General features: G+C 45.7%; 13 protein-coding genes. 12 read left to right on the top strand and 1 reads right to left on the bottom strand.

The window, feature by feature from the left end; translation table 11 throughout:
• A partial coding sequence (locus AC1DVB_RS20890) for a replication-associated recombination protein A (protein ID WP_477590755.1) occupies positions 1 to 1,029 on the bottom strand: 1,029 nt, incomplete at its 3' end.
• A 273-nt stretch (positions 1,030 to 1,302) separates the two neighbouring features.
• Here AC1DVB_RS20890 and cymR point away from each other — a divergent pair.
• The 12 genes from cymR to AC1DVB_RS20830 form a co-directional block, all read left to right on the top strand.
• Positions 1,303 to 1,722 (top strand): cysteine metabolism transcriptional regulator CymR, encoded by a 420-nt coding sequence (cymR, locus tag AC1DVB_RS20885; protein WP_034308657.1) that lies wholly within the window; start codon positions 1,303 to 1,305, stop codon positions 1,720 to 1,722.
• Between the two features lie 60 nt (positions 1,723 to 1,782).
• Complete coding sequence (locus AC1DVB_RS20880) at positions 1,783 to 2,928, top strand: cysteine desulfurase family protein (protein ID WP_098865071.1); 1,146 nt, start codon at positions 1,783 to 1,785, stop codon at positions 2,926 to 2,928.
• A 29-nt stretch (positions 2,929 to 2,957) separates the two neighbouring features.
• A complete protein-coding gene (mnmA, locus tag AC1DVB_RS20875; RefSeq protein WP_063575623.1) occupies positions 2,958 to 4,073 on the top strand; it encodes a tRNA 2-thiouridine(34) synthase MnmA in 1,116 nt (371 codons plus the stop codon).
• Between the two features lie 121 nt (positions 4,074 to 4,194).
• A complete protein-coding gene (locus tag AC1DVB_RS20870; RefSeq protein WP_063577666.1) occupies positions 4,195 to 4,860 on the top strand; it encodes a tetratricopeptide repeat protein in 666 nt (221 codons plus the stop codon).
• A gap of 36 nt (positions 4,861 to 4,896) precedes the next feature.
• The gene (recD2, locus tag AC1DVB_RS20865) at positions 4,897 to 7,302 is read left to right on the top strand and encodes an SF1B family DNA helicase RecD2 (RefSeq protein WP_477590752.1); all 2,406 of its coding nucleotides are present in this window, start codon (positions 4,897 to 4,899) and stop codon (positions 7,300 to 7,302) included.
• Between the two features lie 82 nt (positions 7,303 to 7,384).
• Entirely contained in the window at positions 7,385 to 7,954 is a 570-nt protein-coding gene (locus tag AC1DVB_RS20860; RefSeq protein WP_373567490.1) for a LemA family protein, read from the top strand.
• Complete coding sequence (locus AC1DVB_RS20855; protein WP_239858505.1) at positions 7,954 to 8,724, top strand: TPM domain-containing protein; 771 nt, start codon at positions 7,954 to 7,956, stop codon at positions 8,722 to 8,724. Before AC1DVB_RS20860 ends, AC1DVB_RS20855 begins: the two co-directional genes overlap by 1 nt.
• 130 nt (positions 8,725 to 8,854) lie before the next feature.
• On the top strand, positions 8,855 to 9,319 hold the full coding sequence (locus AC1DVB_RS20850; RefSeq protein ID WP_477590750.1) for a PRC-barrel domain-containing protein: 465 nt from the start codon (positions 8,855 to 8,857) through the stop codon (positions 9,317 to 9,319).
• Positions 9,309 to 9,524, top strand: a complete 216-nt coding sequence (locus tag AC1DVB_RS20845) for a hypothetical protein (protein WP_034311361.1) — start codon at positions 9,309 to 9,311, stop codon at positions 9,522 to 9,524. Before AC1DVB_RS20850 ends, AC1DVB_RS20845 begins: the two co-directional genes overlap by 11 nt.
• A gap of 226 nt (positions 9,525 to 9,750) precedes the next feature.
• Positions 9,751 to 10,827, top strand: a complete 1,077-nt coding sequence (locus AC1DVB_RS20840; RefSeq protein WP_095678537.1) for an AI-2E family transporter — start codon at positions 9,751 to 9,753, stop codon at positions 10,825 to 10,827.
• A gap of 309 nt (positions 10,828 to 11,136) precedes the next feature.
• Positions 11,137 to 13,773 carry an alanine--tRNA ligase gene (alaS, locus tag AC1DVB_RS20835; protein WP_268565104.1) on the top strand — a complete coding sequence of 879 codons (2,637 nt, stop codon included), beginning with the start codon at positions 11,137 to 11,139 and terminating at the stop codon, positions 13,771 to 13,773.
• Between the two features lie 86 nt (positions 13,774 to 13,859).
• Positions 13,860 to 14,017, top strand: a 158-nt coding sequence (locus AC1DVB_RS20830) for an IreB family regulatory phosphoprotein (RefSeq protein WP_477590757.1), incomplete at its 3' end; no start/stop codon positions are given.

Genomic DNA, 14,017 nt, shown 5'->3' with positions numbered 1-14,017 from the left:
TGATAGAGCTGCATCGATTGCGACAATGGCCGTGTTCGATTTAGGTGATAGGCATAATTCGATCACTGAGTTGGCAAGTGGAATCCGGGCTTCAGGAAAACCGAGTCGTTCAGCGGCTTCGACTGCAGCGAGGGCCCTGGGGCCAGCCTGGGGATTGGCAAGAGCTATGTCTTCGTAAGCGATGACTACCAAGCGGCGGGCGATGCTTACAAGATCGCCGGCTTCGACTAAGCGACCCAAATAATGAAGGGCGGCATTCACATCACTGCCGCGAATTGATTTTTGGAAAGCGGACAGGACATCATAATGGGCATCTCCATCCTTGTCATGCGAGAAGCTTTTTTTCTGCATGCATTCCTCGGCAATTTGCAGATCTATATGAATGGTTCCGGACTCATCGGGTTCGGTGGAAATGACGGCGAGCTCAAGTGCGTTTAGGGCACTGCGGACATCTCCGTTCGAAGCAGTTGCGAAATGGGTAAGGGCATCAAGGCTGACCTCGGTTTCATATGCACCAAGTCCCCGCTCTTCATCATGAAGTGCCCGTTCCAGTGCTTTGGTTATATCATCGGTTACCAATGATTTGAGCTCGAAAATCTGGCACCGGCTTCTGATGGCCGGATTGATGGCGTGATAGGGATTGCTGGTCGTTGCACCGATCAGGGTGATCATTCCGTTTTCAAGATAAGGCAATAGGAAATCCTGCTTCGCCTTATCGAGCCGATGAACCTCATCAAGCAGCAAAATCACTTTACCGGACATTTTAGCTTCGGCTGCCACGATTTCCATATCCTTTTTATTATTGGTCACTGCGTTCAGCGTCCGGAACGCAAACTTCGTGCTTCCGGCAATCGCACTTGCGATCGATGTCTTGCCAATTCCCGGGGGACCATACAGGATCATGGAAGAAAGCTGCTTGGCTTTGACCATCCTTGCGATAATTTTTCCTTCACCGACCAGATGCTCCTGCCCGATGATCTCATCAATCGATCGAGGCCGCATCCGGAAAGCAAGCGGTTTAATATTCATTGCGCACCTCTCCTTTTTATATAAGGTATCACAACTGATGGGGGAAATGCGCTGATTATGCTATAAAAAGAGGGTGATTTCCTATTATGGCAGTCTCGAATAATTCGATCATGCCCCTCGAATGGTTTACATTACATTCTTTAATTCCACTTAACCTACCTCTCCAATTAGGATAATTTGACAAAGGAAGGGCGGGTGAATGCATTTCCGGCGGGAATATGCTATAATTTCAAAAGAATTTAGAAACGGATAAATAATTTGAGGTGTATATGTATGAAGATATCTACTAAAGGCCGTTATGGTTTGACGATCATGATCGAGCTTGCTAAACATTATGGAGAAGGCCCGAAGAGTTTGAAATCGATTGCCCAGACGCATAATTTGTCGGAGCATTATTTGGAGCAGTTGATTGCGCCGCTTCGCAATGCGGGATTGGTGAAGAGTGTCCGCGGTGCATATGGCGGGTATGTCCTGTCCAAAGATCCTCAGGAGATTACTTCGGGTGATGTCATTCGTGTATTGGAAGGGCCGATTACGCCTGTTGAGGGAATCGAGGATGAAGAGCCGGTGAAGCGTCAGCTTTGGATCAGGATTCGCGATGCCGTGAAGGATGTATTGGATAATACGACGCTTATGGATTTGGCGAGCTACAAGGATACGGGTGAAATCGATTCTTATATGTACTATATTTAATTGATCAGCAATGCGCCTATTATGTAGGCGCTTGCGTTTTTTAATGGAGGCGACAAAAAAGTGGACAGAATATATTTAGATCATGCTGCGACTTCACCGATGCATCCGAATGTGATCGATGTGATGATGAGGGTCATGAGCAATGATTTCGGAAATCCGTCGAGCATTCATGCTTTCGGACGGGAGGCGCGGCATGTTTTGGATGAGGCGCGTTCGAGTGTTGCAGCGAGCATCGGTGCTGGGCGGAATGAAATCATTTTCACGAGCGGCGGAACCGAGGCTGATAATACGGCGATCATTGGTGTTGCGAATGCTTATAAAGAACAAGGGAAGCACATCATTACGACGGAGATTGAGCACCATGCGGTCTTGCATACTTGCCAATACCTTGAGAAGTCTGGCTTTGAGGTCACATATTTACCTGTGAATGAGGCGGGGCTTATTTCAATTGCCGATTTAAAGGCGGCATTGAGGGACGACACGATTTTGGTTTCGGTCATGTTCGGCAATAATGAGGTGGGTACGATCCAGCCGATTGCTGAAATAGGGCAGGTGCTCAAAGGTCACCAAGCCATTTTCCATACGGATGCGGTTCAGGCATATGGTTTGATCTCTATCGATGTTCGTGAGCTGGGTGTGGATTTACTGAGTGTATCCGCGCATAAAATCAACGGTCCCAAGGGAATCGGCTTTCTTTACATTCGTGAAGGGTTGAAGCTGAATCCGCATTTATATGGCGGGGAACAAGAACGCAAGCGCCGTGCTGGTACGGAGAGTGTGCCGGCAATTGCCGGTTTTTCAGAAGCTGTTTCAATTGCACAGAGCACGATGGAAAAGAAAAAGGAGCAATACAAGCGCTTCAAAGACGTATTGCTTGCCGTCTTTGATGAGGCGGATGTACAATATGAAATTAACGGATCCATGGAACAGTCGCTGCCGCATTTGCTGAATGTTAGTTTTCCGGGTACGAATGTGGAATCGATGCTCGTAAATATGGACTTGGCAGGTGTTGCTGTATCGAGCGGATCCGCTTGTACTGCCGGGTCAATCGATCCGTCGCATGTGCTTGTGGCGATGTTCGGGAAAGATTCGGAGCGGACGAAGAATTCGATCCGTTTCAGCTTCGGTCTGAACAACACGGAAGAGGAAGTAAGGCAGGCGGCAGAAACCACCGTTAAAATCGTTAATAGATTAGTGAGAAGATAATTCTTACTTTAAATAAATGAGGTGACAGAATGAGAAAAGCACCACAGGACACCCGCGTCGTCGTGGGTATGTCAGGAGGCGTGGATTCTTCTGTGTCAGCCCTGCTATTGAAGAATCAAGGCTATGATGTGGTCGGGATTTTCATGAAGAACTGGGATGATACAGATGAAAACGGAGTCTGTACGGCAACCGAAGATTACAATGATGTAATTGCCGTTTGTAATCAAATCGGCATCCCTTATTATGCGGTCAATTTCGAGAAGCAGTATTGGGATAAAGTTTTCACTTATTTCCTGGATGAGTATAAAGCGGGCCGTACCCCGAATCCGGATGTAATGTGCAATAAGGAAATCAAGTTCAAGGCTTTTCTTGAACATGCGGTAAGCCTTGGTGCCGACTATGTGGCTACAGGTCATTACGCACAGGTTGAATACCGGGATGGCGAATACAAAATGCTGCGCGGTATCGATAATAATAAAGATCAAACGTACTTCTTGAACCAGCTTACTCAAGAACAGTTGGAAAAAGTCATGTTTCCGCTTGGACATATTGATAAGAAGGAAGTCCGTGAAATTGCGAAAGAAGCGGGTCTTGCCACGGCAACGAAAAAAGATTCTACAGGAATCTGTTTTATCGGTGAACGCAATTTCAAAGAGTTTTTAAGCAATTACCTCCCAGCTCAGCCGGGTGATATGGTCACGATGGATGGCAAGGTAATGGGCAAACATGACGGATTGATGTATTACACGATCGGTCAGCGTCACGGTCTGGGAATTGGCGGCAGCGGCGATCCTTGGTTTGTTGCGGGAAAAGACTTGAAGCGCAATGTATTGTATGTGTGTCAAGGCTTTGATAATGATGTGCTTTATTCCAATTCCCTTCGTGCAGTCAATGTCAGCTGGGTAGCGGAACATGCGCCTGCCGATGAATTCACATGCACGGCAAAATTCAGGTACCGTCAGGACGATAGCGGTGTTAAGGTGAAGGTCTTGGACAATGGTGATGTCGAAGTCATCTTTGACGAGCCAGTCCGCGCGATCACACCTGGACAAGCAGTCGTCTTCTATGATGGTGAAGTGTGCCTTGGCGGCGGTACGATTGATGAAGTATTTAAAAAAGGTGAAAAACTGACTTACGTAGGGTAAAATAATCATGTCCCCAGCTGTGTTTGCGGTTGGGGACTTCTTTTGGATTGCGGGTGACCGCCTGAATTCGACCACTGGCTTATGCTATACTTTTTAATATAAAAATGGAGTGTGAATGGATATGGATAAGAATCAACAAGGTATTGAATTTATGCAGCAAGGGAAATACGAAGAAGCGGCGAAAGTTTTTAATGAGGCGATCGAGGAAAACCCGAATGAGCCTGTTGCTTACATAAACTTTGGGAATGTATTGACTGCCGTGGGTGAAACGGATAAAGCGGTCAAGTTTTACAAAAAGGCGATCGAGCTGGATGAAAATGCAGCAGCGGCGTACTATTCATTAGGAAACTTATATTATGAATCCGATTCTAAACTGGTCGAAGCGAAGGATATGTTTGAAAAGGCCATCCGTCTAGGCTTGGATAACAGCGATGCTTACTTCATGCTTGGATTGACATTGATGGCATTGGATCAACCGAAATTGGCGATGCCTTATCTGCAGAGAACGGTGGAGCTGAGCCCTGAGGATGTTGATGCAAGATTCCAATATGCGTTATGTCTTGCAAATGCGGAATTGTATGATGAATTGATCAATCAACTGAATAAAGTTGTGGAACAGGATCCGGGCCATGCGGATGCTTATTATAATTTAGGTGTTGCGTTTGCAGGGTATCGTGAGGATGCGAAAGCCGCGATGGTTTATTTTGATAAGGCTTTGGAAGCACAGCCTGACCATATGCTTGCTGCGCACGGTAAGAAACTGATGGAAGAAATGAATGCTGAGTAAATAAAAAGCATATGCATGGAAAGGTGGGGAGAAGCGTTGAGCCAGCAAGATTCGTTGGATTTGTTTTCAGAAGAGAAAAAGTTCATGAAAGGCAGTCATTTAGTGACGATCTTTCATAATGAAGAAAATATGTACTCGGTTGTGAGAATTCGTGTGCATGAAACGAATCTGGATTATGAAGAGAAGGAAGCGGTCGTAACAGGTTATTTTCCAAGGATGCATGAGGATGAGATCTATATTTTTTATGGGGCCATGAAGGAACATCCGCGTTTTGGCCTTCAATTCCATGTAGAGCATTTTCGCAAGGATCTGCCTCAATCCAAGGAAGGCATCGTCAGTTATTTATCAGGTGACCTTTTCAAGGGCATTGGGAAAAAAACAGCCGAAAGCATTGTTGAGACACTGGGTGATAAGGCCATTTCAAAAATTCTGGCTCAGCCTTCGCTGCTTGATGATATCCCGAAGCTATCAGGGGAAAAGGCAAAAGGCCTCTATGATACATTAGTCGAGCATCAAGGTCTGGAGCAGGTGATGATCGCCTTGAATCAATATGGCTTCGGTCCGCAGCTGTCGATGAAAATCTATCAAATGTATAAGCAGGATACGATCACGATGGTTCAGGGTAATCCGTATAAGCTCGTAGAGGATATTGAAGGGATTGGGTTTGGACGGGCGGATGAGCTTGGGCATCAGCTGGGCATTTCCGGCAGCCACCCCGACCGAATCAAGGCTGCGTGCTTGTATACGCTTGAATCCCAATGCCTCCAGGACGGAAATATATACATAGAAGCCGAGCAGCTCTTGGAAGCGGTCAAACGGCTGCTGGAGGAAAATAAACGGGATCGCATTGAGTTCACCAACATTTCCTCGGAAATAATCGAATTGACGCAAGAGGGGAAAATCGTTGTCGAGGATCAACGAATTTATCCGCCTTCGCTATTCTATTCGGAAAAGGGAATCGTGATGAACATCAAGCGGCTGCTTGCTCAAACCGAGTATGAGGACCAGTTCCCCGAATCGGAGTTCTTGCTGGCACTTGGGGAGCTGGAAGAGCGGCTGGATGTTTCCTATGCCCCGGCCCAAAAGGAAGCGATCCAGACAGCCCTGCAATCGCCGATGTTAATCTTGACTGGGGGACCTGGTACCGGTAAGACGACAGTCATCAAAGGCATCGTTGAGCTATATGCAGAGCTGCATGGTGTATCCATGGACATTAACGATTATAAAAAAGAAGGAAGCGATCCCTTTCCATTCGTACTTGCGGCTCCTACTGGCCGTGCCGCGAAACGCATGGCCGAGTCGACGGGGCTCCCCGCAGTCACGATTCACCGTTTGCTTGGGTGGAACGGGAGTGAAGGCTTTTCCCATGATGAGGATAATCAGCTGGATGGCCGTATCGTGATCATCGATGAGGTTTCGATGGTGGATACGTGGCTGGCCCATCAATTGTTTAAAGCTCTGCCGGAAAATGTCCAAGTGATATTGGTTGGTGATGAAGATCAGCTGCCATCTGTTGGACCTGGGCAGGTTTTAAAGGATTTGCTTGCATCAAATTGTGTACCGACTGTCAGTCTCGAACATATATATCGTCAAGCTGATGGGTCATCGATCATTGAATTGGCCCATGAAATCAAAAAAGGAAGGCTTCCGGAAGATGTTACGAAACAGCAGGAAGATCGATCGTTCATTCGCTGCCAAACGAATCAAATCCCCCAAGTGATCGAGAAAGTGGTTGCCAATGCCAGGACGAAAGGCTTCACGGCCAAAGATATACAGGTGCTGGCTCCCATGTATAGAGGGCCTGCCGGAATTGATGCACTGAATAAAATGCTTCAGGAAGTGTTCAATAGCAATGCGAATGAAAAGCGGCGGGAAATAAAATTCGGCGATGTGATATATAGAACCGGAGATAAGGTGCTTCAACTGGTGAACCAGCCGGAAGAGGGTGTTTTTAATGGCGATATGGGGGAAATCGTGTCCATATTGTTCGCTAAAGAAAATACCGATTCTGTCGATAAAGTGATCATATCGTTCGAAGGCATCGAAGTGACTTATACAAAGCAGGATTTGAACCAGATCACACATGCCTATTGCTGCTCCATCCATAAGTCGCAGGGAAGCGAATTCCCTATCGTCATTTTACCTGTAGTGAAAAGTTATTACCGGATGCTCCGCCGTAATTTATTGTATACGGCGATTACCCGCAGTAAAAATTTCTTGATCCTATGTGGTGAAGAAGATGCATTCCGTTTAGGGATCGAGCGTAATGATGAGATGCGCCGGAAAACGACTTTGCGTGAAAAGCTGCGGGAGATCTTGAGTGAAGAAGAGATGCCGGTTGAAAAGGGAGAGGTGCATCAAGAGGCAAGTTATCTTGATATTCTAATGCATGCTGACCCGATGATCGGGATGGAGAATGTCACGCCATATGATTTTATGTAGGTTCTTTTTGATTGATTTTGTTTAAAATTCATGGTTTTGGTGGAACTAATAAGGATATAACTTATATGTAAGCAGGGGGGATTTGATGAAAAAAGGTTGGATAATCGGGATAGTCGTTGTCGTTCTATTGGTCATTTATGGCGCATCTTCGTACAACGGACTTGTTAGTGCCAGTGAAGATGTCGATAATAAATGGTCACAGGTGGATAACCAATTAAAACGGAGAGCGGATTTGATTCCGAATCTTGTTGAAACGGTGAAGGGTTATGCCTCGCATGAAACGGAAGCCATTAAAGCGGTGAGTGATGCACGCTCGAAGCTGGCTGGTGCCAATTCGACCGAAGATGCGATTGATGCCGATCAAGAATTGAGCGGGGCCTTGAGCCGTCTTTTGGTTGTTGTCGAGAACTATCCGGACTTAAAGGCCAATGAGAACTTTAAGGGCCTCATGGATAGTTTGGAAGGCACGGAAAATCGGCTGACGGTAGCACGAAAAGACTATAATGATGAAGTTACCAACTATAATAAGATGATTAAACGCTTTCCGAAGAATATGATGGCAGGAGCGTTCGGGTTCGATGCCAAGCCATATTTTGAAGTGACCGATCAAGAAAAAGAAACGCCAAAGGTTGATTTCGGGAGCGATAAATAATGAAAAAACTCGCTGTGTTTGCGCTATTCTTCATTCTCACGTTCAGTTTAGCAAACGTGGCCGCAGCACAACCTAACATTCCTGAACCAGTGGGGGATATATATGTTCAGGACTTCGCCGGAGTCCTGGATGATCAGGAAAAATCGGAACTCATCGAACTTGGGAAACGATTGGATGATGCCACAAAAGCACAAATTTCCGTTTTGACGGTTGATTCGATGGAAGGATCCGAGATCGAGGAGTACTCGGTCGAGGCATTAAGATCATTCAAGCTTGGTGATGCCGAGCTGAACAATGGAGTCCTCATCGTGCTGGCCATTGAAGAACAGAAAATCCGTATTGAAGTGGGGTATGGTTTGGAAGGGGCCATCACCGATATAAAATCTGGACAGATATTGGATGGTGTGGCTATCCCCGCGCTGAAAGAGGGTAAATATGATGTTGCCCTGACGGAGACCTATAAGGCTGTATATAATGACGTCACGAAAGAATACAACCTAGGTGACGAGTTTTATCAAGATCTCTCCGTTCAGCCCGAGTCAGAAACCTTTCAGCCATCAGGTTTACAGATTTTCCTCATTATCATCGTCGTCATCATCGTATTCATCCTCGATGCCAAGTTCTTTAAAGGGTTTTTCCTTCAAACGCTAATCAATATCCTTTTGATATTCATAAGTCGCGGCGGCGGCGGCCGTGGAGGCGGAAGCGGCGGTCCACGGGGCGGCGGCGGAGGAAGCTCCGGTGGCGGAGGTGCCAGCAGGGGCTGGTAAAGCAGTGGATCTGACCGGGAAACCGGTCTTTTTTTTATGTATGGCCCCTGTGTTGGACCAACAATGGAAAACCTTTCAGCACATCTATTTTCAGTAGTAAAGAGATAATAAAAATGTTCGGAAAGGCGGGATGACCTTGCGGACGTTCTCTTTATTGAAAGGAATGCCGGTTTTCACAATCAAAGGAGAAAGAATCGGCACGGTCCACGATTTATCAATTTCTGAAATGGGACAGGTAACGGGCTTGGTCGTTCATCAGCAAGCATTGTTCAAAAGAGCTTTTCATTTGAAACTTGACGATATTTCTTCATTCGGTCCAGATGGGATCGTCATCAGCCACCAAGATTCAACCTTAAGGAAAGTGCCTGCGGATTCCATTTGCCTATCGAAGGACGAAGTATTGGGACGCATGCTGTTTTCAGAAATGGGCGAAGAACTTGGTTTACTGCAGGATGTATATTTCAAGGAAGAAATGGGCACGATTATAGCGTATGAAACAACGGATGGGTTTTTCTCGGAGTCGACAGTGATAGAATCAAAACAGCCGCCTGCATTAGGGAAGGATACCATCATTGTTTCAGTTTATGAACAGTGAGGTGTCCATTTTGGAAATTAAATGTCCGAATTGCCGCAGTAAAGATGTTGGGAAGATTGGCGTAAATCAATATTATTGTTGGAATTGCTTTATTGAAATGACTCTGTCCGAAGGGCTCATCAATACGCACCAAGTCGAGGAAGATGGAAGTTTAAGCTCATTGGACGATTTGTTTGAGGAAAATGACCGCCGCTTCGGTATGTAAATAACGGAAGAGGTGTTTGCAATGGCTAGACGTTCACGCAATACTCTAATGAATATGGGTTCGGACTTGATGAACTCGAAGATGATCAAACGGAACATGAAGAAAATACGCAAAAGATTAAAGTCATTATTATAGCAGGAATGGGTGTCCTGATAATGAGGGCACTCTTTTTTATGTATGAAAACCTTCCGCCTTTCGAAGAATAAATGAGCGGGGGGTGTTTATTGTGAGTATTCGGCTAAAGTGGTTTTATCGCCTGGGTTTTTTATTGCTCTTATTTTTCGTCATCTATATTTTTATGAAACTTAAGCCCATGTGGGGACCTGCCGTTACTGTATGTGTGACGGTGCTGCTGCCCTTTTTGGTCGGTGCGTTCATCAGTTACTTGCTGCACCCTGTAGTGGAATATTTAAATGAGAAAGGGATGCGTCGCTGGCTTTCGATTACGATCATCTATTTGTTGTTTTTCGGGGGGATCGGTTTTGCCGTTTATAAAGGGATTCCAGTGATGGTCAGCCAGGTTCGCGAGCTGTCGGAAAGCGTGCCGGAACTGGTTGAACAGTACCGGGGCAGGATTGATAAGCTCAATCATCAAACGGCGGCCTGGCCGTTCGGAATTCATGAAAGATTCGAAGAGGGTGTCACCCTTTTTGAAGGCTGGCTGAAGCGTATACCGGAAAAGGCGATGGAGTATGCAATGAAGATGATTGATTTCATCGTCCTGATTGCGTTGATTCCATTCATTGCTTTTTATATCCTCAAAGATTTCACCGTTTTAAAAAAAATGGCATGGTATATGACCCCGAAAAAATGGCGCAATCAGGGACGGGCATTCGTTCGTGATGTCGATGCATCGCTTGGCGGCTATATCCGCGGACAAATCATCGTCTGTGTCGTGATCGGCTTGATTTCCTCGCTGCTCTTCTGGATAGCCGGAATGAAATATCCGCTTCTTTTGGGGGCGATAATCGGAATAACGAATGTCATTCCGTATTTCGGACCGATTATTGGGGCCATTCCTGCTGTGGTCATCGCCGCGACAATGTCAGTGAAAATGGTGTTGATCATCGCGGTCATCGTGCTTGTCCTTCAATTTCTTGAAGGAAATATCCTGTCTCCGCTAATAGTCGGTAAAAGCCTTCATATGCACCCGCTGTTCATCATGCTTGCATTATTGGCCGGAGGCGAAATAGGCGGTATCGTCGGCATGGTCCTTTCGATTCCAATCTTGGCTGTGTTGAAAGTTTTTGTACTTCATGCCCGCGTTCACTTTAGAAAGAAGCCGCCCCTTATTGACAAATAAAAGTCTTGTGAATATAATCCATAACATAAGATAATTCGTTGAAGGATGAAGTATGCTGAAGTCCATCTAAAGAGAGGGGTCCCCCAGGCTGAAAGGGACTGCCAGGTGAAGAGCAGCAGAAAGCTAGTCCTGAGAGCAGCTAATACCTGCCGTCACGCCGCGTTAAGGCTTTTATGAAGGTGATGGGCCTGGGATCAATTCCTGCGTCCATAATCAGGGTGGTACCGCGAGTCAACTCTCGTCCCTGTTTTGGGATGGGGGTTTTTTGTGTGCTCAAAATTACATAATTTTTAAAAGGAGGATATATATATGAAGTATTTAACTGGTGCTCAAATCCGCCAAATGTATTTAGACTTTTTTAGTGAAAAAGGACATAACATCGAACCAAGTGCGTCATTGGTTCCTCATGAAGATCCATCATTGCTTTGGATCAATTCCGGGGTGGCGACGTTAAAGAAATATTTTGATGGACGGGTGATTCCTGAAAATCCAAGGATTACGAATGCTCAAAAGGCGATCCGTACAAACGATATTGAAAACGTGGGAAAAACGGCACGTCATCATACGTTTTTCGAAATGCTCGGAAACTTCTCCATTGGTGAATATTTCAAAGAAGAAGCCATTACATGGGCATGGGAATTTTTGACCGATGAAAAATGGATTGGGTTCGATAAAGATAAATTGGCTGTGACGATCCATCCTGAAGATGATGAAGCATTTGAACTTTGGAATAAGAAAATCGGTGTTCCTGCTGAAAGGATCATTCGCCTGGAAGAAAACTTCTGGGATATCGGGGAAGGTCCAAGCGGTCCGAATACGGAGATTTTCTATGATCGCGGACCAGCATATGGCGATGATCCGAATGATCCGGAACTATATCCAGGCGGGGAAAATGAACGACATCTGGAAGTATGGAATCTTGTATTTTCTCAATTCAACCATAATCCGGACGGTTCTTACACACCGCTTCCAAAGAAAAATATCGATACAGGGATGGGCCTTGAACGTATGGCTTCCGTCGTTCAAGATGTGGCGACGAACTATGATACAGATTTATTCATGCCAATCATCCGCGCAGTCGAAGAGATATCCGATGTGAAGTATGGTGTTGATTCAGAAAAAGATGTGGCATTCAAAGTCATTGCCGACCATATTCGTACGGTAGCCTTTGCAGTTGGTGACGGGGCTCTTCCATCCAACGAAGGCCGCGGTTATGTATTGCGCCGTTTACTTCGCAGAGCGGTTCGATATGCTAAGCAAATCAACATCAACCGACCATTCATGTTCGAGCTTGTGACGGTCGTCGGTGAAATCATGAAAGACTTCTATCCTGAAGTCCTCAAGAATAAAGAATTCATTGCAAAAGTAATCAAAAATGAAGAGGAACGCTTCCATGAAACCCTGAATGATGGACTGTCCATCCTTTCTGAGGTCATTAAAAAGGAAAAGGAAAAAGGCAATACGACCATTCCGGGCAGCGATGCATTCCGTTTATATGACACATATGGTTTCCCGATTGAGTTAACGGAAGAGTATGCAGAAGAAGAAGGCATGGCGGTCGATCAAGCTGGATTTGAAAAAGAGATGGATGCACAGCGTGAACGTGCCCGTTCAGCGCGTCAAGATGTTGATTCCATGCAAATCCAAGGCGGGGTATTGGGCGATATTAAAGTTGAAAGTGAATTTGTCGGATATGATCAAGTTGCTGTCGAAGCCAAAGTTGCCGCCATCATACAAAATGGCGAGCTTGTAACGGAGGCACAAGAAGGAGAAGAAGTTCAAGTGATATTGGACAAGACTCCTTTCTACGCGGAAAGCGGCGGACAAATAGCCGATATAGGAACGATGGCAAGTGAATCGGTGAAGGTCGATGTCCTTGATGTCCAAAAAGCTCCTAATGGCCAAAATCTGCACCGTGTAGCAGTTACTGCCGGCACATTAACAGCAGATTCCCATATCGTTGCTGCGGTAAATCAAGAAAATCGCATCCATATCACGAAAAACCATACAGCGACGCATCTTCTCCATCAGGCGTTGAAAGATGTGCTTGGTACACATGTCAACCAAGCGGGTTCACTCGTACAGGCTGAGCGCCTTCGCTTCGATTTCTCTCATTTTGGCCAGATAACGGCGGAAGAGATTGAACAAATCGAAACGATTGTAAATGAAAAGATTTGGCAAAGCTTACAAGTGAATACGGATTATAAAAACATCGAAGAAGCCAAGGCTATGGGCGCAATGGCCTTGTTCGGCGAAAAATACGGCAAGATTGTACGTGTCGTTCAAATAGGCGATTACAGCTTGGAACTTTGCGGCGGTGTCCACGTTCCGAATACAGCGGTGATCGGCTTGTTCAAAATCGTTTCCGAAAGCGGCATCGGTGCAGGAACTCGCCGTATAGAAGCGGTAACGGGTGCCGGGGCGTACAAATTGATGACCGATCAAATCGGTGTCTTGAAGGACGCGGCTGCTAAATTGAAAACGAACTTGAAAGACGTACCTTCAAGAATTGAAACGGTACTGGCTGAAGTGAAGGATCTTCATCGTGAGAATGAAAGCCTTACTGCAAAATTAAGTAATATTGAAGCAAGCAGCCTTGTTTCTAACGTAAAAGACGTAAATGGTGTTCAAGTATTGGTGGCGAAGGTTCAAGCTACCGACATGAATAATCTGCGTGCCATGGCGGATGATTTGAAACAAAAGCTCGATTCTGTCATTATCGTATTAGGCTCGGCCCAAGGTGATAAAGTCAATTTGATAGCCGGGGTGACCAAGGATTACATCGACCGCGGTTTCCATGCTGGTAAATTGGTGAAAGAAGTTGCTTCCCGTTGCGGCGGTGGCGGTGGCGGACGTCCAGATATGGCCCAAGCCGGCGGAAAAGACCCTGAAAAATTGGATGCAGCACTTAATTTTGTTGAAGAATGGGTCTTATCGATTTCATAATCAATGGAAAGTGTTGTACAATGTAGGTAATAGTGGATTTGGACGCTGAGGAGAGGTGCATGTTAATGAGTTCCTTTGATAAAACGATGAAATTTAATTTTCCCGAAGAACCATTCGAAAGAGATGTACAAGAAGTATTGTCTCAAGTGTATGTTGCACTTCAGGAAAAAGGTTATAACCCGATAAACCAGATTGTCGGTTATCTATTATCTGGTGACCCGGCCTACATCCCGCGCCATATGGA

This window comes from Peribacillus sp. P4_D6 (assembly GCF_056401795.1).
Note: the sequence above shows the minus strand (reverse complement) of the source record. Positions and strands in the feature narration are given on the sequence as shown.